We start from the raw sequence: 20800 nt of genomic DNA on the forward strand, positions 1-20800 counted from the left end.
GCAACTTGCTATATCACTGCGCCCCCATCCAAGGGAGCTTTCTGCCGTTCCTACAGGGTCTGTACGGCTACCGCGAACCAGTCGTGCTTTTTGGCGATCTCGGCTGCGGCGGCTTTGGCGCTCTTCTCGTCGGGGAAGAGCCCGAAAACGGTGGATCCGCTGCCACACATGAGCGAGCCGCGGGCCCCGCTGGCAATGAGCATCTCCTTCAGATCGCCCACTACCGGATACTTCTTGAAGGTCACCGCTTCGAGGTCGTTGGAAAGTATCCCGCACACGTCTTCGAGCGTCCCGTAGGAATTGGCAAGTATATCCGCCGTGCGGTAGCCTGTCAATTGCAAATTTTGGTACACCCAGGCGGTGGAGCAGTGGATCCCGGGGTTCACCAGCACGATCCAGAGGGTCGGAACGCTCTCGATGGCGGTGAGCTCTTCGCCGATCCCCTCGGCGAAGGCGGTCTTCTTGAAGATGAAGAACGGCACGTCGGCACCGAGCTTCACCCCGATCTCCCGCAGGCGCTCATCGGAGAGACCAAGTTCCAGAAGTTCGTTCAGCCCCATCAGTACGGAGGCGGCGTCGCTGCTTCCTCCCCCCAGGCCGGCGCCGGAGGGGATGTTCTTGGTGATGTTGATGTCAATGCCGACTTCACGGCCGGAGAGCTTTAAAAGGGCATCGGCGGCTTTCCAGGCGATGTTGTCGGGGCCGTCGGGGACGCCGGCTTTGCCGCAAGTTACCCGGATACCGGGAACGTCGGTCAGGCTCAGCTCGATGTCGTCGCAGAGGTCCACCCTCTGCATGATCATCCTCAGGTCATGATACCCGTTCGGCCGTTTCCCCAGGACATCCAGGCGATAGTTGACCTTGGCGGGGGCTTTCAACTGCAACTTCTTCACTAGCTAACTCCTTTTGCCTTGTTTGATCTTTCATCCCCCATCCCCCCTGAAGAGGGACGTTCGGTCCGGGAGGTTGCCTAGCCCTCGATTCGAACCGCGTGGGCACGGGGTGCCCACCCTACAAGTTCTTCACCAGGAACTCCTTCCATTTTCTTTGGTGTTCATCCCCCCATCCTCAACCTTTCCCTCCCCTTGAACAGAGGGGACCGAAAGCGGTTAGACCTTCTCGGCGGGGAGGGTCTCGACTTCTGCCAACGGAGTGGGGTCGAGGAGGCGACGGCCGAAATCGAAGGAGAGGGAGGCGGCGGCGATGATCGGCTTCCGTTTTTTCGACGACAGGATCCTGCGCACCTGGCGCTGTAACTGCCGGACTGCCTCGAGTGCTCCTTTCAGCTCGTGCTGTTCGGCGGCGGTCAGTGACCCGGGGGTGACATAGGCGGGCTCGAGGGCGATCTCCTTCTTTACCTTGATCCCCGCCAGCAGATGGTAGGCTGCCTCCACTCTTTCCGCCAGGCCGCTGTGGAGAACTTCCATCTCCTTCAGGATCACCAGGCGGTCCAGGGTCGAGGCGACGTCCAGCCCCTCCTGGAGCGCCAGCAAACGGACGGCGGAGACCAGAGGATAGATGGCGCAACGGGTGAGGTTGATACTTCCGCGCTGCGGCCCGTTCATCTCGGTCAGCAGCCCTCCCAGCACTCCCAGCGCCACCGGCATGGAGACGGTCTCCTCGCTGAGGATGTCGAATTCGCGCCCCTGCCGGTAGCGATCGAGAAGGGTTACAGCTTTTAGCACGGCTTCGCGTCCGAGGGTCTCGTCACCAGCGATCATTCGGAGGTCGGAGAGTTGTTCCAGCCTCCGGGTCGGGAATTCGACCTGACCCTGCAGCCCGGCAAACCGTTCCCACTCTTCGAACGATCCCCGCCAGAGCACGCGCGCGGCGGAACCGAGACCGTCTTTGGTGATGACTCCTAACTGGTCCAGGATGGCCAGCACGCGGTACGAGAAGTCTTCGAAATACTTCCCCTCCCCGCCGGCCCAGACCAGGTAGTAGGCATCGCCCTCCTCCATGGTCTGCTCCCGCCGCCCGAGGCTTCCGCCGGCCAACAGGGCGTAGGGTGCGGGAGGGTGCCCGTGATCGCTCACTTCGAGCCCCTCTTCGGCGAAGAGGAGCGCCCTTTTTAACAGCCCCTCTCGCCAGGCGTTGCAGAAGCCGTAAAAGGCGGTGACCGAACCGCGCCGGACATAGTAGGCGGCGGCAAGGCGGTCGAATTTGTTCAGCAGGGGGGGCAACTGGTCGAGGTACTCGGCGTGCCACAGGTCGTTAAGGACCCGTCCGAAGGAGGCGGATGCGGCGTGCTCGAAGGAGAGCTCCTCCGTCACCCATTTCTTCAGATCCTGGACGGCCGCCAGGGTGTCTGCGGGGGACTGGAGACGGGTTCTCTCAAATAGTTCCTTTTTGGCGGCTGACACTAACTCGGGATCGGCGAATTGTTTCTCCATCGGGGCATACCTTTGTTCGAGGTCAATTCATAACATTGCATAGGACTGAAAGGCCCACAAAAACCTCCCTCACCCGGCCTTCGGCCACCCTCTCCCCTAAAGGGGCGAGGGTATAAGTTGGGAGCCTTCGGCCACCCTCTCCCCTAAAGGGGCGAGGGTATAAGTTGGGAGCCTTCGGCCACCCTCTCCCCTGAAGGGGCGAGGGGATATAAATTACAGCGCCTGCTTCATCACTTCGGCGAGGACGGCGGTGGCGTAAGAGCCTCGGGGGAGGGAGAACTCGAGAATGAGACTATCTCCTTCTTCGGTGGCTACCGTTTCCTTCAACGGGACTCGCAGGGGGCGCCGTTCGCCTTCCATCTTCAGGCCTCCGGAGAGGTTGAAACTCTCCAGGGTGATCCCCTCCCCGGCGAGAATCCCACGCTCCAGTTCACCCTGGTGACCTTCGGCTTCCATCATGGTGCAGCCGTACATCGGCCCGGTGGGGGATATCTCGAAGACGGCGGCCCGCGGAGCCTCGGCGGCGGCGTCTTTCACCAGGAAACAGGCGCCGTTTTCGTGCTTGAAGGCGATGTCCCCGTCGCTCACCCGGTCGAGGGTGTCGAGCCGCTCTTCCACCACCTTGTCGAAAAGGGAGGACTGGTAGGCGGAGAGGTAGAGCCGCTTCAGACGCGGCTGCACCGAGTTGAAGGCCCGCTCGTAACCGTCGGGGCGCTGGACGAGCCGGCTCAGTATCTCCCGCTCCCCGCGCAGGTAGCCGGGGAACTTCTCGAGGCTCCCGGCGAGGTCCCCGGCGCGGTAGGCTTCGATCGCCTGACGCCACCTTTCGTCGGTGACGGCCGCCGGATCCCCGATGAGGATATCGACCGCGGATTTGAAGTCGCGCCGCACGACGGCGGCGCCGATCAGGTGGGAGTTTCCCTGCACGCCGTAACGCTGCAGGCCGAAACGGTTGGGTACCCCGCGCTTTTCCAGAAGCGCCAAGGTGTCGACCGCGTGGGGGAGCGCACCGGGCTCGACGCCGCGGATGCGGATGCGGAACCGGTTTCCCTTCAGGTGCCCGAGACGGATCTTGTTGCCGTGGAGTTTGGCGGAAAGGACGGTGATGCCGGGGATCTGCAACGCCAGGACATTCTCGGGCGCCACCCGGGGAATGGAGACCGTCTGCCTGGTCACCCCCACGGCGTCCTTCATCCCGGCGTATCCCAGGTCACGCTCCTGGACGCCGAGGGCCTTGGAGATCCTGCGGAGTGCTTCCAGGGTGGCGATGCCGCGCTTCTCGATGAGGGCGTAGCAATGCTCCCCCTGCCCGGTGGGCAGGTAGGCGGGGATCTCCTCCACCAGGAAGTCCTCGGGGGTGGTCTTCATGCTGCCGCCGGTTCCGGGGATGCCGGCTGAAAGGTATCGTGTCAAACGGACTCCATCAAAGTTTTTCTTAATCTGGGCGCGCATGATACCTGCTATGTCCCGATGTTTCAACACTATTCCGCACCCCGGCGGCAGGACCAGGATGCCTGTTCCCGGACATGGCACTCAGGTAAAGAGGACTCATCGCCGAAAAGATCTCTCTGAAGCCAAAAATCGTAAAGAAAATCGGCCATCTCGTTGTTATACTTGGCCGCAGAAACCATCACCATTCACTCACAGGAGTCCCACGATGGGAAGTGCGACAGTGACCAGGATTACGGCGAAAGAGATAGCCGAAAATCGCAGATGGCTTAGAGAGCAGGTCAACCCCTATTTCTTCACGGCGATGCAGGACGAGCCCGAGGCTTTGGCAATACTGGAGCGGGAGCTTTCCTCGTTGCAGCATAACCGCCGGCTGATACTGGCGGACCGGGAGAAGACCTTGATCCTCGCCAGGGTCAACGCACCCGGCTCGCTCTACGATGCCCTCCGCCATATCCACGACCGCGAGATCTCCTACGCGATGATCACCCACTCCGACGGACCGATGCCGGGGAGGGACCAGATCCTCGAGATCCAGCGCTTCGAGTTCGACCGCAAGAGCAACCGCGAAATCCAGGGGTGGCCAGAGGTCGAACTCCCCCCCCACCTCGCCCGCCGGGTGGCCCTGGAGATGCGGCGCAGCTACCCGGACTTCGACATGAAGGAGTTCGACCGGCTGATCCGGATCCTCTGGCTCAACAACGAGAACTACGTCCGGATCTCCGCCCCGCTCAGGGTCGCCCAAGTGCTGCACCTGCTTCAGAAGGCCGGGATGAGCGGCGGCCTCTACCTCTTCGTGGAGCAGACCTCGATCCCCAACGTCACCCGGGTCCACTTCGCGGTGGCCAACCCGCCCCAGACCGAGTTCCTCCTGCAGCTCATGGAGGTCTTCAACCGGCTGGACCTGGGGGTGAATCGCGCCTACTGCCTCACGATATCCAACGGCCAGCACCCCTATTTCCTCGGCACCTTCATGGTCATGAGGAGGTCGGGGGAACTCCTCGAGTACGGCTCCGAGCTCTTCAACCGGCTCCAGCAGGAGCTCTACAACACCCAGATCCTCTCTACCAAGCTCTACACCTACCGCGAGTTCGTCACCGCACGGGTCATGACCGGGGAGGAGGCCGCCCTCACCAACGCGTTCGTCGCCTTCTGCCACACCAACCTGGCCCATAACCAGCCGGACCGCTTCGGGCTGGAACAGGTGCAAAGCGCCGTCCACTTCCACCCGGAGATGGCGCTGCAGCTGATCAAGCTCTTCCGCGCCCGCTTCGACCCCGCCATCAAGGACCGTGCCTCGACCTATTCCGCCATGCTCGCAGAAACCAAGGACGCGGTGGATGGATACAACACCGGCCACCGCTACCTCGACGAGGCGCGGCGCGCCATCTACCGCTGTTGCCTGGCGTTCATCACCAACACGCTGAAGACCAACTTCTTCGTGCTCGAAAAGCAGGCGCTCGCCTTCCGCCTGGACCCGAACTACCTGGCCGAGCTCGGTACCGCCTTCACCTCGGACCTCCCCACGGTGCTCCCGTTCCGGGTCACCTTCTTCTTCAGCCGCTACGGCTTCGGCTACCACATCGGGTTCTCCGACATCGCCCGCGGCGGCTGGCGCACGGTCATCTCGCGCAACACCGACGACTTCATCACCAACGCCAACACCATCTTCCGCGAGAACTTCGTGCTGGCCCACACCCAGCACCTGAAGAACAAGGACATCTACGAAGGGGGATCCAAGCTGGTGCTGATCCTCGACGCGGCCGACCTGCAACGGAGCGGGGAGCGCAAGATGGAGGACTGGCGCCTGTACAAGCTGCAGCACGGGGTGCTCAACGCCTTTTTGGACATCTTCGTCACCACCGAAGGGATCGCCCGCCATCCCCAGGTGGTCGACTACTACCGGGAGGACGAGCCGATCGAGCTCGGGCCGGACGAGAACATGCACGACAGCATGATCGAGAACATCGCCCGCATCTCGGCAAGCCGCGGCTACATCCTCGGGATCGGGATCATGTCCAGCAAGAAGGTGGGGATCAACCACAAGGAGTACGGCGTGACCTCCACCGGCGTGGTGAAGTTTGCCGAGATCACCATGGCGGAGCTGGGGATCAACATCTACCGCGATCCCTTCAGCGTGAAGTTCACCGGCGGCCCCAACGGCGACGTGGCGGGGAACGCCATGAGGATCCTCTTGGAGCGCTCTCCCCGGGTGGCGATCCGGCTGATCCTGGACGGCACCGCCGCCCTCTTCGACCCGGCAGGGGCGGACCACAAGGAACTCTCCCGCATCGTTTTGAAAGAGGATCTGGACGCCTTCGCCCCGGCCAAGCTTCACGAGGGTGGGTGCCTCATCTACCGGAGCGGGAGCCGGCGCGACGGCCTGAAGGATCTGTACCGCAAGGTGACCAGGAGCGGGGGGAAGGTCCGCGAGGAGTGGATCTCCACCGACGAGTTCTCGCGCGAGACGGCGAGTCTCCCCTTCTCGGTCCAGGCCGATCTCTTCATCCCGGCGGGGGGGAGGCCGGAGACCATCGACAAGGACAACTGGAGGGAGTTCCTCCTGCCGGACGGGACGCCATCGTCGATGGCGATCGTGGAGGGGGCCAACTCCTTCATCACCCCCGAGGCGCGGCTCAACCTGCAAAAGGAAGGGGTGATCATCATGCGGGACGCCTCCGCCAACAAGTGCGGGGTCATCTCCTCGTCCTACGAGATCATCGCCAACCTGCTGCTCACCAAGGAGGAGTTCCTCGCCGAGAAGGAGCGCTACGTGAAGGACGTCCTCGAGATCCTGGAGACCCGGGCGGCGGACGAGGCGAAGCTGATCCTGAAGCGGCGTCGGGAAACGCCGGCCCTGATCTGCACGGAGATCTCCGACTCGTTGAGCGGGGAGATCAACACCCACTACGCAAGCATCTTCCGCTTCTTCCAGCAGCGACCGAGCCTCTGTCTGCAGCCGCTCTACCGCCGGGCGATCCTCTCCCACCTGCCGCGCATGCTCAGGGAGGAGGCCAGGTACAGCAAGCGGATCAAAAACCTGCCGCAGAAATACCTCTTCGCCATCCTGGCGGCCGAGATCGGCTCGTCGCTCGTCTACCGGGGCGACCGCGAGGCCGACTTCGAGGCCACCATCAAGGGGCATGTGCAGAAGTACTTCTAACCATTACCCCCCTCGCCCCTTTAGGGGAGAGGGCAGGGGTGAGGGAGGTGTTTAAAATCTTCCCTCACCCGGCCTTCGGCCACCCTCTCCCCCAAGGGGGGCGAGGGGATTTAATTCCACCGCTACGCAAAAGGAGATTCTCAACTCATCTTTAATACCCGCTGCTGACTCGGCGGAAGCGGCTATGACTCGAGAAACACTGGCTTGATGAATTTCATCGACAGTTGAGACAGTTGTGCGGAACCGGGGAAGTAAATAACTCTTGACAGTGTGCCCTTAATCCTATAGATGTGATTAAATTTTTTTTGAAATGTTTATATTCACTGTAAAAGGGCAAACCCGGGGCAATCCGGGGACGCAAAGTCACAGATCCTGTTGAGGGATGGCTGGGCCGCCGAAAGGGGGCCGACTTGTCACTCTTCCACCCGTACCTAGCACATTAAAGGACGCCTGAATTCGCTCCGCGGATCAGGCGTTTTTTTGTTCAGCGTTTTGTCTCGTTGAACGCCGACACTCAACCTTTTCCCCACCGACCCTTCCGGTGGGCGTCCACTGGAGCAGCAGCCAGGGGTACCTCGTGCAGATTCCTGACTGGATACGTCCTTCCCTAGAAGCAGTCCGCCTCCCCTTCATGCCGCAGGTATTGCTGCGCTTTCTGGACATGCTGGAGGACGATCAGGCATCGCTCACCGACCTCGCCACCCTGGCCGGACGCGACCCGGCGCTGGCCGCCCGTTTTCTTACCGCCGCAAACTCCCCTGCCCTGCGCCGCGGCCCGGACGTCACCAGCCTCGACGACTGCCTGGCGACCCTCGGCACCCGGCTGGCCCGTACCATCGCCGAGTGCCTGGCCATCGAGAGCGGCTTCGCACGCAGCGGCGGCGAGCAGGAAGAGGTCGATGTGGAGGGGATTTGGAGGCATTCGCTGCGGGTGGCCGAAATGGCCCGCGCGCTCGCCATCAGGACCAACTACGGTGACAGCGAAAGGGCATACCTGGCCGGGCTCCTGCATGATATCGGCCAGTTGCTCCTCCTGGGCGGGGTCGGTGAGCGCTACGGATGCTGGCTCCAGAATTTCAACGTGGAATCGAAACTGCGGGACGTCGAGGAGCTTCTGTTCGGGACCGACCACGCCGCCATCGGCGCCTGGCTGGTAGATCAGTGGCGCCTGTCGTCGTTTCTCTCCGACGCCATCCTCTTTCATCACAAGCGTCACGACGAGATAGAGGACGCCGACCAGCTGAGCAAGATAGTCTGGTCATCCCACGTCATCGACAGCTGCGGGGAAGGATCCGGCCTCTCCGGGGGTGAGGATCTCGCCGCCGTCATTTCCATGCTGGGATTGGAGCCGTCCGAGATCCTGGCCATCCGGAAGCAGGCCGGGGAGCAGGTCGCCGTGCTGTCGGCCACCCTCGGCGCTCCCCAGCGCGAGGAGGGATCTCCCCTCCCCTTCCCCGCTCCTCCAGAAAACCGGCAGCCACGTCCGCAGCACGACCGCGGTCACGACTCGGCTCACTCCGAGGTGGAGCTCCGGGTGCGGGACATGGCGATCATGCAGTCGTTGCAGCGTAACCTCTCCACCCTCTGCCGGGAGGAGGAAATCCTGGTGGCGGTGCACGAGTCGGCGCGGATCCTGTTCGGCATCGGGCGGGTTGCCTTCTTTTTCATAGCGCAGGACGAGGCGGTAGCATCGGCGCCCGATTTCGCTGGACAGCCCGCCCTCCTCAAGCACCTGCAGATCAGGCTCGACACCGGGCGCAGCCTGGCTGCCGCCGCTATGGTCGGCAAGCAGCCACGCTCCACCTTCGACAAGGAGCTCCCGGTCCCGGTCTCCCTGGTCGACGTGCAGGTCGCTCGGGCCCTCGAAAGCGAAGGGGTGCTCTTCGTCCCGATGTGCATCCGTGAACGCCGGATCGGCGTCATGGCCTGCGGGATCAACCTTTCCCAGCACGCCAGGCTCCAGAAGTTCCTCCCCCGGATGGCCCGTTTCGCCCAGCAGGCCGCGGTCAGCATCGAAGCGTGGCGCGGAATCCGGGCCAAGGAGGAAAGGATCGCGGCGAGCCTTTGCAGCGGGTACCAGCAGCACGCCCGCAAGATCGTGCATGAGACCGGCAATCCGCTCGGCATCATCAAGAACTACCTGACCATCGTCGGCCAGAAGCTTCCCGCGGACAACTCCGCAGGCCAGGAGCTTGAAATCCTCCGGGAGGAGGTGGACCGGGTGGCGCAGATTCTCCAACGCCTCCACGACCTGAACGCCCCCATGCCGGCAACGGAGTCGGTGGACCTCAACGGGATGATCGACGGGATGCTGGCGCTGTACGGGGAGACCCTCTTCGCCTCGCAGGGAATCGTGGTCGAAAAGGAACTCTCCCCTTCGCTGCTCCCGATCACCGGCAGCCGCGACAGCATCAAGCAGGTCCTCCTCAACCTCTGGACCAACGCGGCGGACGCGCTCTCGACCGGCGACCGGCTGCTCATCTCGACCTCGGACAACGTCATTCTCAACGGGCGCTTCTATGTCGAGATCTGCCTGAGCGACACGGGCCCCGGGCTTCCCCCCGAGGTCATGCAGCGTCTTTTCCAACCGTTGGACAGCCGTCAGCGTCCCGGCCACTCCGGTATCGGGCTCTCGATTGTGGCCTCGCTGGTGGAAGGTCTCGACGGATTGATCAAGTGCCGCAGCAACGTCGGCAACGGAACGAGCTTCTTCATCCTGTTGCCGCGCGAGATGGAAAACGAAGTGGCAGCGAGCTGGTAAAGCAGAACCTATCATCCCGCCTGCGGGGCGGGGATTCCCGGGTCAAAACCGGGTGATTTTCAGGGGACTAAACAAATGGCCTATGGGAACGTGAATTTGCCGAAAGAATGGATCGAGCAGCCTCAGCACATCTTGATCGTCGACGATGAGCCGCTCATGCGCTCCAGCCTGCGACAGCTGCTGGAGGGTGCCGGGCGCGTGATATCGGAATGCGACAGCGGCGGGGGCGCGATCCGTATCCTGAGATCCGGCGAGATCGACCTCGTCCTGCTCGACATCAATCTGCCGGACATCTCGGGACTGGAAGTGGTGGAGTGGATCAAGATCAGCAAGATCCCCACCAGCGTGATCATGGTGAGCGCCAACGACTGCATCGATTCCGCCATCCGGGCCATGCGCGGCGGGGCGGTGGAGTTCGTCCGCAAGCCGACCGAGTTGGAGGAGATCCCGTACAAGGTCGACAACGCCCTGCACCGGCGGCACCTGGAACGGAGCCATTTCCTGATCGCCGCCCGGCTCGAGCAATCCGAGCGCCTGCACCGCTTCCTGGTGGAGAAGTCCCCCGACCTCATCTACACCCTCGACCCAAACGGCTGCTTCACCTTCACCAACGAGCGCTTCCAGTCGCTGCTCGGCTATTCCCGCGACGAGTTGAAAGGGTGCAAGTACACCTCCATCGTTCACGAGGAGGACGCCCACTTGGCCACCTTCGCCTTCGTCGAGCGCCGCCGCGACCACCGCGCCACCACCAACCTGGAGATCCGCCTCAAGTGCAAGGTCGATCCTCAGCGCCACCTCGAGAGACAGCACATCGTGGCGATCCTGAGCGCGATCGGCATCTACGAGACCCGGGAGAAAAAGAGGGACCTGCAGTCGATAACCTACGCCGGTACCTACGGGGTGGCGCGCGACATCACCGAACGGAAGATCGCCGAGGAGACCATAAGCTTCCAGGCCTTGCACGACCAGCTCACCCTCCTCCCCAACCGGACTCTCTTCAAGGACCGGCTGGAGCTGGCGATGGCGCAGGCCAGACGAAACGGCAGGATGGCCGCCGTCATGTTCTTCGATCTCGACCGTTTCAAGCGGGTGAACGATACCCACGGCCATGCCGAAGGGGACGAGCTCCTCAAAAAGGTGGCCCAGCGCCTGCAAAAATGCCTGCGGGCCACCGACACCCTCGCCCGCCAAGGGGGGGATGAATTCACCCTGCTGCTGCCGGACCTCCTGCACCCGCAAGACGCCGCGGTCATCGCCGAGAAGATCATGGACGAGCTCAAGGTGCCGTTCCCGGTGGCGGGCCAGGATTTCTGCGCCATGGCCAGTATCGGCATCGCCGTCTTCCCCGGTGACGGGGAGAGCGCGGACCAGCTCCTGAAGCACGCCGACATCGCCATGTACGAGGTGAAGGGGAACGGCAAGAACGGCTACACCTTCTTCACCTCGGACATGAACGCCTGCTACCAGGAGCGGATCGGTCTCGAGAACGAGCTGCGGCAGGCGGTCCGGAATTCAGAGTTCGAGCTGCACTATCAGCCGCAAATCAGCGTGAGCGGCAGCAGGGTGGTCGGGCTGGAGGCGTTGCTGCGCTGGCGGCACCCCGTGCACGGGCTCCTCACCCCGACGAGCTTCATCGACATGGCGGAAGAAAGCGGCTTCATCAGCGAGATCACCGACTGGGTGCTGGCCGAGGTCTGCGGCCAGCTCGACCGCTGGCGCGGCATGGGGCTCGGTGACCTCCGCGTGTCGGTCAACGTTTCGCCCAAGGAATTCAACCAGCACAACGTGGTGGACCGTTTCTCCTCCCACGTGGCGAGGCACAACCTCCCGGCCGATGTCCTGGAGGTCGAGATCACCGAGAACCTGCCGGTGGACGACGTATCGGGGATCATCGACAAGATGCGCATGTTGCGGGAAAAAGGGATCCGCATCTCCATCGACGATTTCGGGACCCGCTATTCGTCCTTGAACTACCTCCGCCGCTTCCCGATCAACACCATCAAGATAGACCGCTCCTTCGTGCACGACATCTCCGAGGACAAGACCTCTTCCCCGATTATCCACGCCATCATCGGCATCGCGCGCGGTTTCGGGCTGAACCTCGTGGCGGAGGGTGTGGAGACGAGCTACCAGATGAGGACCCTGTACCAGCTGGGGTGCGACGAGATGCAGGGGTACTTCTTCAGCCAGCCGCTTCCCGCGGCGGAGATAGAAAAATTCCTGCGGGAATCGGTCTCCAAGTCGTCGCCCATGGCACCGGAGGGTGGCCTCCCCTACCAGAACCAGAAGCGCTGCGCGTAAGGTCACTCGTAGGATGGGCATCCCCCCTCATCCACTTGCTGTTCAGTTTAAGGGGCAGGAATCCATATCCCCTCGCCCCTTTAGGGGAGAGGGGCACTAACTTCATTTCCCTCGCCCCTTTAGGGGAGAGGGGCAGGGGTGAGGGAGGTTTTAAAATCTACCCTCACCCGGCCTTCGGCCACCCTCTCCCCTAAAGGGGCGAGGGTATAAATAGAGGAGCCTTCGGCCCTGAAGGGGCGAGGGGATAAATGGGGGCTCTCGCGCCATCCAGAAAAGCGAAGCCCCCGGATGCTATGGCAGCCGGGGGCTTCGCTTCTGTTTGTATTTAAATACCGGTCGATCACTTCATCCGGTAATGGACGAAGTAAATCTTCTTCCCTTCCGCGAGGAACTTCCTCATGTACTTGGAGAGGTGGTACCCGGGAAAGTCGTGGCGGAAGAGGTCGGGGGCGAACTGGTTTTCGAGCCCTTCGATCTCCGGCAACGCGGCAGCGACGTCCTCGCCGTAGTCGTCGAAGTCGGTGGCGAAGTAGAGATTGGCCCCGGGCTTCATGTACTCCATCAGGAATTCCACGAACTGGCGATTGACGAGCCTCCGCTTCCGGTGCCGCTTCTTCGGCCAGGGATCGGGACAGTTGATGTATACCGCGGAGAGGCTCCCCTTGGGGATCCGCTCGGTGATGAAACTCCTCGCCTCCTCGCGCAGCACGCGCACGTTGCCGAGCTCATGGCGGTCGATGCGGCGGCAGGTCTTGTAGCACCCCTTGTTGTAGAAGTCGATGGCGATGAAGTTCGTGTCGGGCTGGTCGAGCGCGGTCTTCAGGATGAAATCCCCCACACCGCAGCCGATCTCCAGCGCCAGGGGATTATCATTACCGAACAGCGATGCCCAATCGGGAGGATCGGGAAGGTTTTCCGGTCTCAGGTAGTTCTGCGATTCAATGTGAATGAACGATTGCATAGTGCCCCTCTGCTGATTTTCGTGACCCGCGAACATAACACAGGAACCGATAAAAAGCAAAAGCTTGGGGAAGGTGACTCTTGACTGTCTCACGCTTTCCGTTGCCATTTCACGGTCACTGTGCTAATTAATTATCCTGTTGAAATAAGGTAAAAAAGGACAACTATCACTGATGAAATTTAACGAGTTGCAGATCCCCTCCGAGGTCCTTAAGGCCATCGAAGAAGCGGGATTCGTCGATTGCACCCCCATCCAGGAAAAAGCGCTTCCCCTCGCCCTCTCCGGCAAGGACGTCGCCGGCCAGGCCCAGACCGGCACCGGCAAGACCGCAACCTTCCTGATCTCCCTCTTCACCAAGCTCCTGAGCCAGCCGAAACCCGGGGACGAGCGGCATCCCCGCGCGCTGATCCTCGCCCCTACCCGCGAACTGGTGGTCCAGATCGAGAAGGACGCCCAGTTGCTCGGCAAGTACACCGGCTTCAACATGCAGGCCATCTACGGCGGCGTGGATTACATGAAGCAGCGTGACGCGCTCAAGGCGGGCGCCGACATCGTGATCGGCACCCCCGGCCGCCTGATCGACTACCTGAAGCAGAAGGTCTACTCGCTGAAGGAGGTCGAGGCGCTGGTCATCGACGAGGCCGACCGCATGTTCGACATGGGGTTCATCGCCGATCTCCGCTTCATCCTCCGGAGGCTCCCCACCTACGACAAACGCCAGAACATGCTCTTCTCCGCCACCCTCAACACCCGCGTCATGGAGCTCGCCTACGAGTTCATGAACGTCCCGGTCAAGGTCTCGGTCACCCCCGAGCAGATGACCGCCGAGCGGGTCGAGCAGGTCCTCTACCACGCATCCCGCAAGGAGAAATTCCCGCTGCTCCTCGGTCTTCTGCGGAAGATGGGGATGGAGCGGACCATGATCTTCGTGAACACCAAAAGGGAGTGCGAGTTCCTCATGGACCGCCTGAACGCCAACGGCTTCCCCGCCAAGGTGATCTCCGGCGACGTCGAGCAGCGCAAGCGGATGAAGATCCTGGCCGACTTCAAGGCGGGCGAGCTCCCGATCATGATCGCCACCGACGTCGCCTCCCGCGGCATCCACATCGAAGGGGTCTCCCACGTCATCAACTACGACCTCCCCCAGGACTGCGAGGATTACGTCCACCGCATCGGCCGCACCGCGCGCGCCGGGGCCGAGGGGATGGCCATCTCGCTGGCCGACGAGGACGGCGCCTTCTACATCGAGCCGATCCAGGAATACATCAAGCAGAAGATTCCGGTCGAGTGGGCCGAGGACGACATGTTCGTCCACGACTACGTGAGGAGCAAGCCCCGCCCGCCCCGCACCGACGACAAGCCCAAAGGCAAAGGGGGCCGTGGCGGCCGCGACGACCGCGGTCGGGACCGTGACAAGGGGCGCCGCGGCGACAAGCCGAAGAAGGATGCCGCCGTCAAAGCCGAGGCTCCGGCAGGTGTCGGCGGAGCCGGCAACACGGCAGCCCCCGCCGAAGGGGCCAGTGAAGCGGGGGGCGAGGGCGCCGAGAAGAAGAAGCGCCGCCGGCCCCGCAGGAAGAAGAAGCCCGCCGGAGAAGGCGGCGCGGAAGCGTCCGGCTCCGAGACCCCTGACAGCAACGCCTGATGGGGAAGGGACGGCCGGCCAAGAAATACTCCCAGGCGGCGAGGCTGCATGACGTGATCCGGCTCATCGAGGCCCGTCACGGCATCTCCGCCGCCGAGCTCGCCGAGGAGACCGGCGTCAACCGGCGCACCATCCAGCGGGACCTGATCGCCATCGAGGAGGCCGGGTACCCGATCGTCTCCGACTGGCAGGACGGGGTGAAATTCTACCGTTTCCTGACCGGCTTCAAGAACGTCCCCCCCATCAGCTTCTCACTGCAGGAGCTGATGACCCTCTCTCTCCTGAGATCCCAGCTCGACCTCTTGAGCGGCACCCCCTTCATGGAGGACATGCAGAGCATCTTCGGGAAGGTCAACTCGGTCCTCCCCCCGCGGCTGGCCGCCCACATGGAGCGGATCGCCCAGGTCGCCCATCCGCTTCTGCAGGGAAAGCGCGACTACAGCAAGTCCTCCGACCAGCTCAAGCTGATCCGCCATGCGCTGCTCTACCAGCAAAGCGTCACCCTCACCTACCGTTCCCCCGGGCGCGACGAGCCCGCGAGCTACCACGTCGACCCCTATACGCTCCTCTTCCAGAAGGGGGGGATCTACCTCCACGGCTTCGCCCGGGAGCGCCAGGCCTTGAGGACCTTCGCGCTGGAGCGGATCGTCTCGGTGGCTGCCGGGACCGAGCGCTTCGATATCCCGGAGGGGTTTCACCCTACCCACGCGCTGGAGGAGGCCTTCGGGCTGGTGGCGGAGCCGCCGATGGAGGTGGCCATCCGCTTCTCCGCGGGGATCGCCCACGCCATCGCGGACCGTACCTGGCACGCCTCGCAACGGATCGAGCGGGGGGAGGACGGCTCGCTCGTGTTGAGGTTCCGGGCGGGAGGCAAGATGGAGATCCTCGCCTGGCTTCTCTCCTACGGCCCGCACGCGGAGCTGCTGGCTCCTGCGGAGCTGAGGGACGAGCTGGCCAGGATGGCGGCGGAGACGGCCAGGATGTACATTGCGGCCGGAAGCTGACCCCTCCCTCACCCCTGCCCCTTGTATAGTCATCCCCTCTCCCGGGGGGAGAGGGATGATGGCCCCCAACTGTTCCCTCTCGGGATGATGGCCCCTACTGTCCCCTCTCCCTCCGGGAGAGGGTGGCCGAAGGCCGGGTGAGGGAGCGCGCCGCCCCGTTTGACAAGGTGCGGGGCACCGTATATAGAGAATCTATCCAGGAGGAACGCCATGCCTAACGAGGCTCCCCATACCAAACTCGCCCAGATCATCCTCGAGCGGATCCGCTCCCACGGGGAGATCCCTTTTTCGTCCTTCATGGAAGCCGCCCTGTACGAGCCGGGGCTTGGCTACTACACCTCGCCCGGCCGCAAGGTCGGCGCCGAGGGGGACTTCTACACCAGCATGAACGTCCACAGCTCCTTCGGGCGCCTGGTCGCCAGGGAGATCATCCGCTTCTGGGAGATCCTCGGCACCCCCGCCGACTTCACCGTCGCGGAGGCGGGCGCGGGCGGAGGGCAGCTCGCCCAGGACATCCTGGACGCCGTCCGTGAGTTCAACGGCACCCTCTATGGCACCATCACCTATCGCCTCATCGAGAAGGAGCCCACCCTCAAGGAAGTCCAGGCCAACCGGCTCCGCGAGCATGCCGGGCACCTCGAATGGAGCACGCCCGAAGAACTGGCCGACGGGGAGATCACCTTCACCGGCTGCATCATCTCCAACGAACTCTTCGACGCCATGCCGGTCCACATCGTGGAGATGACCGAGGACGGGATCAAGGAAGTCTACGTCGGTGCCGATCATAACGGTTTCCGCGAGCGGCTCGGCCATCCCTCCACGCCGGAGATCAAGAGCTACCTCGACCGCTTCGAGGTGCAGCTCATGCTCGGGCAACGCGGCGAGATCAATCTCTGCGCCCCCGGCTGGCTCGCCTCCGCCGCCGAATCGCTGGACCGGGGCTTCGTCCTCACCATCGACTACGGCTACGTCACCGAGGAGCTCTATACTCCCCAGAGAAAAGACGGGACGCTTCTCTGCTACCACCGGCACACCACCGGCGACGACCCGTACCTCCTGGTGGGAGAGCAGGACATCACCACCCACATCAACTTCACGCAGCTGATCGAGACCGGCAAGGACGTCGGCCTTGAGACCATCTGGTTCGGAGAGCAGTACCGCTTCCTGCTCGGCGTAGGCCTCATGGAGGAGCTGATCCGGCTGGAGGCCGAGGCCGAGACCGAGCAGGAGAAGCTTCAGCACCGCCTGGCGCTCAAGAAGCTGATGCTCCCGGAAGGGGGGATGGGAGACACCTTCAAGGTCCTCATCCAGTCCAAGGGGGTCAAGAATCCGGAGCTGCTCTGCATGAGGAAGTGGGGGCTCAGTTGATCAAGGCGATCGTCTTCGACCTCGACGGGACGCTGTACCAGAATGAGCAGATGGGGGACCAGGTCAACCTGAGCGCCTGCCGCTACATCGCCCAACTCAAGGGGGTGAGCGTGGAAGAGGCCGACCTCATGCTGGAGGAAGCGAGGGCCAGCCTGGCCGGTCTCGCCGCTACATTGAGCCAGGCGGTCATCTCGCTCGGCGGCAACATGCACGATCTCCACGAACGGATGGCCCGGGAGGTCCGGCCGGAAGGGCTCCTCGCCGAGGATGAGCGGGTCGTGGATCTTCTCAGGGATCTCGCCGGCCGCTTCGAAATCCACATCTACACGAACAACAACCGCTCCCTCTCCGCCCGCATCATGAAGATCATCGGGGTGGCCGAGCTCTTCGACAAGGTCTTCACCATCGAGGACTTCTGGCGCCCCAAGCCGGACGAGGAGGCGCTGACCTCCATCCTCGACGCGATCGGGAAAAAGGCGGAGGAAACCCTCTTCGTCGGCGACCGCTACCAGGTCGACCTGGCCCTTCCCGCCACCTTGGGGGCCCGCGTCTTCGAGTCATGCACCATCGAGCAGCTGCTCGGATTGAGAGAATTCCTGGAAAAGGAGTGAGGACCCGCCATGGCTACGCGCGTTGAGAAGGACACCATGGGGACCGTCGAGGTTCCCGCCGAGGCGCTCTACGGGGCCCAGACCCAACGGGCGATCGGCAATTTTCCCATCTCGGGATTGAAACCCCACCCGGCCCTGGTCCGCGCCACCGTCAGGATCAAGAGGTGCGCCGCACTCGCCAACCGCGGGACCGGCAGGCTCGAGCCGGAGTTGGCCGATGCCATCGTGCAGGCGGCCGACCAGGCTCTCGGCGGGGAATTCGCCGACCAGTTCGTGGTCGATCCCTTCCAGGCCGGCGCCGGCACCTCGCACAACATGAACGTGAACGAGGTGCTCGCCAACCGCGCCAACCAGCTTTTAGGGGGCAACCTCGGTGAGTATGCCCGGGTCAACCCCAACGACCATGTCAACATGGCCCAGTCCACCAACGACGTCTTCCCCACCGCCATCAGGCTCGCCGCCCTGGAGCTCTCCGGGGAGCTCGCGGCCGAACTGGACCGGCTTTCGGCCGCCCTGGCCGCGAAGGGGGAGGAGTTCGACGGCATCCTGAAGTCCGGGCGGACCCATCTCCAGGACGCGGTCCCGATCCGGCTCGGGCAGGAGTTCACCGCCTACGCAGCTGCCATGACCAGGAACCGCGAGGGGATCGAGGCCGCGCTCCCGGGGCTTAGGGAGCTCGGGATCGGGGGGACCGCGGTCGGGACCGGCCTCAACGCGGAGGAGGAGTTCATCGACCGGATCGTGGAGGAGCTCTCCCGCGAGACGGGGGAAAAGCTTACCCGCAGCCCCAACCTGGTCGAGCGGATGCAGAACATGGGTCCGTTCGTGGCCCTGAGCGGTGCCGTGAAGGGGACGGCGGTCAACCTGATCAGGATCGCCAACGATCTCAGGCTCCTCTCCTCCGGTCCGAGGACGGGGCTTGCCGAGATCAACCTTCCGGCCATGCAGCCCGGCTCCTCCATCATGCCGGGGAAGGTGAACCCGGTGATGGCCGAGGTGACCAACATGGTCTCCTTCCACGTCATCGGCGCCGATCTCACGGTGACCATGGCGGCCCAGGCCGGTCAGCTCGAGCTCAACGTCATGATGCCGGTGATCGCGTTCAACCTCCTCTTCTCGATGGAGATCCTCAAGAACTCCCTGCACCAGTTCACCACCCTCTGCGTGGCCGGGATCACCGCCAACGAGGAGCGCTGCCGCACCTACCTCGACCAGTCGGTGGGGCTGGCCACCGTGCTAGCGCCGAGCATCGGGTACGCGGCGGCGGCCGAGGTGGCCAAGGAGTCGGCCAAGAGCGGGAAGAGCATCCGGCAGGTGATCCTCGAGCGGGGAATCCTCACCGAAAAGGAGCTGGACGTGGTGCTGGCCCCCTACCCGCTCACCACGCCGGGGGTGCATGAGAAGGGATAAGGCGAAAAACTCCCTCACCCGGCCTTCGGCCACTCTCTCCCCTAAAGGGGCGAGGGTATCTCTCACCTGGTAAAACCGGGCGGGCAGAGGGTTAAACCTTTTGCATTTATCATGCTATTCCTATAGACTCATAGCTGGCTGAACCCCAATCAATCCCTGGAGGACGACATGGTAGAAGAAGTAAAATCCGTTCTGGAAAATATCCGCCCCGCGCTGCAGGCTGACGGTGGCGATGTCGAACTGGTCGAAGTCGGTGAAGACGGGGTGGTAAAAGTCCGCCTGGTCGGCGCCTGCGGTCACTGCCCGATGTCCACGATGACCCTCAAGATGGGCATCGAAAGGACTCTTAAGGATAAAGTGCCCGGCGTGAAGGAAGTCATCTCCGTCTAAACGGTTCCCAGCATAGCAACGCGCAGTAACGGAAGCGCGGGAGTATCGCCACCCAACGACGTTATTTCCGCGCTTCATTGCATGTAGACAGCTTGTAGACTCCTCGCTCACCCACCGAACCAGAGACTACGACGCCATGGATACCATCCGCCGCAAGAGAAAACCTTTCCGGTTCCAGACCTCGAGGTTCTTCAATCTGTTCAGGAGGAACAGCGAAGCCGTGTCGTTTGTCGGCCAAAGCGCGACGCTGTACCGGGACGGATCGGAGTTCTTCCCGGCCCTTTTGCAGGCGATCGGGGAGGCAAGCCACGGCCTCTGCCTCGAGTTCTACACCATCTGCGCCGACCATACCGGCAATCAACTCGCCGACGCCCTCATCGCGGCCGCCAAGCGAGGGGTGCACGTCTACCTGCTGTACGACTACATCGGCTGTTTCGACACCCCCGCCTCCTTCTTCAGGAAACTGGTCAAGGGGGGGGTGCACTGCACCGCGTTCAATCCCCCTCCTTTCCGGCGTGCCTGGTTCGACAAGCGTGACCACCGAAAGATCGTCGTGATCGACGGCTGGTGCGCCTTCACCGGCGGCATCAACGTGGCCGACGTCTACTCGGGTTGCGGCAAGAAACTCACCAAGTGGCGCGACGCCGGGGTCAAGATCGAGGGCGAGGCGGTAGCGGCGGAGCTTTTGCGGATCTTCCAGGAAACGTGGCACCGGGAGCGAGGCTCCTGGGCGCACCTGCGCGAACCGGACACACAGGGTGAGGTCCGGGGCGATGCCAAGGTCATGATCATCAACGGCGGCCCCCACCTGAAACGCTCGGTGATCAGGAGCGCCTTCCGGGTCGCCATCGCCGGGGCCTCGGACAGCGTGACCATCGCGAGCCCCTACTTCATCCCCGGCCCCCGCATCATCCGCTCTTTGCTGAGGGCGGTCGGCCGCGGCGTGCGGGTCAGGCTGCTTCTCCCCTACCAGAGCGACGTGCCGCTGGTCAGGCTGGTGAGCCGGACCTGCTATGCCCAGCTTTTGAAGAGCGGGATCGAGATCTACGAGCTGGACAGCGCCGTCCTGCACGCCAAGGTGCTGCTGGTGGATGACAACCTCGCCATGGTCGGCTCGGCCAACATCGACCAGCGAAGCTTCCATCGCAACTACGAGCTGAACGTGGTGGTGGACAGCCTGGACTTCGGCCAGCAGGTGGCCGACATGCTGGAGACCGACATGAGCACGGCCCGGCGGATCGTGCTCAAGGAACATGAGCGCCGCGGCTGGCCGATCAGGATCCTGGAGAGGGTGTTCAGCCCGATCAGCTGGTTCTTATAACCATTTCAAAACATCCCTCACCCCTG

Annotated in this window: 14 protein-coding genes and 1 riboswitch; of the genes, 10 read left to right on the forward strand and 4 right to left on the reverse strand. The window is 63.0% G+C overall.

Translation table 11 applies throughout. The features are described 5' to 3' along the window. Positions 1-50: 50 nt before the first annotated feature. The 3 genes from ispE to truD all read right to left on the reverse strand — a co-directional run bounded on the left by ispE (position 51) and on the right by truD (position 3806). Positions 51-893, reverse strand: a complete 843-nt coding sequence (gene ispE / locus ACYVL5_RS14135) for a 4-(cytidine 5'-diphospho)-2-C-methyl-D-erythritol kinase (RefSeq protein WP_460596221.1) — start codon at positions 891-893, stop codon at positions 51-53. Positions 894-1109: 216 nt separating this feature from the next. Beyond that, positions 1110-2393: a putative nucleotidyltransferase substrate binding domain-containing protein gene (locus ACYVL5_RS14140; RefSeq protein WP_460596222.1), complete on the reverse strand. Its 1284-nt coding sequence runs from the start codon at positions 2391-2393 to the stop codon at positions 1110-1112. A gap of 213 nt (positions 2394-2606) precedes the next feature. Continuing rightward, positions 2607-3806, reverse strand: a complete 1200-nt coding sequence (gene truD, locus ACYVL5_RS14145; RefSeq protein WP_460596223.1) for a tRNA pseudouridine(13) synthase TruD — start codon at positions 3804-3806, stop codon at positions 2607-2609. Between the two features lie 244 nt (positions 3807-4050). Here truD and ACYVL5_RS14150 point away from each other — a divergent pair, with 244 nt between their 5' ends. The 3 genes from ACYVL5_RS14150 to ACYVL5_RS14160 all read left to right on the forward strand — a co-directional run bounded on the left by ACYVL5_RS14150 (position 4051) and on the right by ACYVL5_RS14160 (position 12067). Continuing rightward, on the forward strand, positions 4051-7005 hold the full coding sequence (locus ACYVL5_RS14150) for an NAD-glutamate dehydrogenase (protein ID WP_460596224.1): 2955 nt from the start codon (positions 4051-4053) through the stop codon (positions 7003-7005). A gap of 322 nt (positions 7006-7327) precedes the next feature. Beyond that, positions 7328-7404, forward strand: a riboswitch (cyclic di-GMP riboswitch). 232 nt (positions 7405-7636) lie between these two features. Beyond that, the gene (locus tag ACYVL5_RS14155; RefSeq protein ID WP_460596225.1) at positions 7637-9766 is read left to right on the forward strand and encodes an HDOD domain-containing protein; all 2130 of its coding nucleotides are present in this window, start codon (positions 7637-7639) and stop codon (positions 9764-9766) included. Between the two features lie 96 nt (positions 9767-9862). Then, positions 9863-12067 carry a putative bifunctional diguanylate cyclase/phosphodiesterase gene (locus ACYVL5_RS14160; RefSeq protein WP_460596226.1) on the forward strand — a complete coding sequence of 735 codons (2205 nt, stop codon included), beginning with the start codon at positions 9863-9865 and terminating at the stop codon, positions 12065-12067. 340 nt (positions 12068-12407) lie between these two features. Here ACYVL5_RS14160 and trmB read toward each other — a convergent pair whose 3' ends face one another. Next, positions 12408-13028 carry a tRNA (guanine(46)-N(7))-methyltransferase TrmB gene (gene trmB, locus ACYVL5_RS14165; protein ID WP_460596227.1) on the reverse strand — a complete coding sequence of 207 codons (621 nt, stop codon included), beginning with the start codon at positions 13026-13028 and terminating at the stop codon, positions 12408-12410. A 172-nt stretch (positions 13029-13200) separates the two neighbouring features. Here trmB and ACYVL5_RS14170 point away from each other — a divergent pair, with 172 nt between their 5' ends. The 7 genes from ACYVL5_RS14170 to ACYVL5_RS14200 all read left to right on the forward strand — a co-directional run bounded on the left by ACYVL5_RS14170 (position 13201) and on the right by ACYVL5_RS14200 (position 20774). Continuing rightward, a complete protein-coding gene (locus tag ACYVL5_RS14170; protein ID WP_460596228.1) occupies positions 13201-14670 on the forward strand; it encodes a DEAD/DEAH box helicase in 1470 nt (489 codons plus the stop codon). Next, positions 14670-15674, forward strand: a complete 1005-nt coding sequence (locus tag ACYVL5_RS14175; protein ID WP_460596229.1) for a helix-turn-helix transcriptional regulator — start codon at positions 14670-14672, stop codon at positions 15672-15674. Before ACYVL5_RS14170 ends, ACYVL5_RS14175 begins: the two co-directional genes overlap by 1 nt. 210 nt (positions 15675-15884) lie before the next feature. After that, positions 15885-17042 (forward strand): class I SAM-dependent methyltransferase, encoded by a 1158-nt coding sequence (locus ACYVL5_RS14180; RefSeq protein WP_460596230.1) that lies wholly within the window; start codon positions 15885-15887, stop codon positions 17040-17042. After that, positions 17039-17653, forward strand: a complete 615-nt coding sequence (locus ACYVL5_RS14185; protein WP_460596231.1) for an HAD family hydrolase — start codon at positions 17039-17041, stop codon at positions 17651-17653. Before ACYVL5_RS14180 ends, ACYVL5_RS14185 begins: the two co-directional genes overlap by 4 nt. 9 nt (positions 17654-17662) lie before the next feature. Beyond that, entirely contained in the window at positions 17663-19063 is a 1401-nt protein-coding gene (locus ACYVL5_RS14190) for an aspartate ammonia-lyase (RefSeq protein ID WP_460596232.1), read from the forward strand. A gap of 168 nt (positions 19064-19231) precedes the next feature. Further along, positions 19232-19453 carry a NifU family protein gene (locus ACYVL5_RS14195; RefSeq protein WP_250681009.1) on the forward strand — a complete coding sequence of 74 codons (222 nt, stop codon included), beginning with the start codon at positions 19232-19234 and terminating at the stop codon, positions 19451-19453. Between the two features lie 136 nt (positions 19454-19589). Then, positions 19590-20774 carry a phospholipase D-like domain-containing protein gene (locus tag ACYVL5_RS14200; protein WP_460596233.1) on the forward strand — a complete coding sequence of 395 codons (1185 nt, stop codon included), beginning with the start codon at positions 19590-19592 and terminating at the stop codon, positions 20772-20774. The last annotated feature ends 26 nt before the right edge of the window (positions 20775-20800 follow it).

It is taken from the genome of Geomonas sp. Red276 (assembly GCF_054784495.1).

Excerpts from the sequence above, each read along its gene's own strand:
- ACYVL5_RS14180 (WP_460596230.1), top strand. The coding sequence starts at position 15,885 with ATGCCTAACGAGGCTCCCCATACCAAACTCGCCCAGATCATCCTCGAG.
- ACYVL5_RS14175 (WP_460596229.1), top strand. The coding sequence starts at position 14,670 with ATGGGGAAGGGACGGCCGGCCAAGAAATACTCCCAGGCGGCGAGGCTG.
- ACYVL5_RS14140 (WP_460596222.1), bottom strand. The coding sequence starts at position 2,393 with ATGGAGAAACAATTCGCCGATCCCGAGTTAGTGTCAGCCGCCAAAAAG.
- trmB (WP_460596227.1), bottom strand. The coding sequence starts at position 13,028 with ATGCAATCGTTCATTCACATTGAATCGCAGAACTACCTGAGACCGGAA.
- ACYVL5_RS14150 (WP_460596224.1), top strand. The coding sequence starts at position 4,051 with ATGGGAAGTGCGACAGTGACCAGGATTACGGCGAAAGAGATAGCCGAA.
- ACYVL5_RS14190 (WP_460596232.1), top strand. The coding sequence starts at position 17,663 with ATGGCTACGCGCGTTGAGAAGGACACCATGGGGACCGTCGAGGTTCCC.
- ACYVL5_RS14170 (WP_460596228.1), top strand. The coding sequence starts at position 13,201 with ATGAAATTTAACGAGTTGCAGATCCCCTCCGAGGTCCTTAAGGCCATC.
- ACYVL5_RS14155 (WP_460596225.1), top strand. The coding sequence starts at position 7,637 with ATGCCGCAGGTATTGCTGCGCTTTCTGGACATGCTGGAGGACGATCAG.
- ACYVL5_RS14195 (WP_250681009.1), top strand. The coding sequence starts at position 19,232 with ATGGTAGAAGAAGTAAAATCCGTTCTGGAAAATATCCGCCCCGCGCTG.
- ACYVL5_RS14200 (WP_460596233.1), top strand. The coding sequence starts at position 19,590 with ATGGATACCATCCGCCGCAAGAGAAAACCTTTCCGGTTCCAGACCTCG.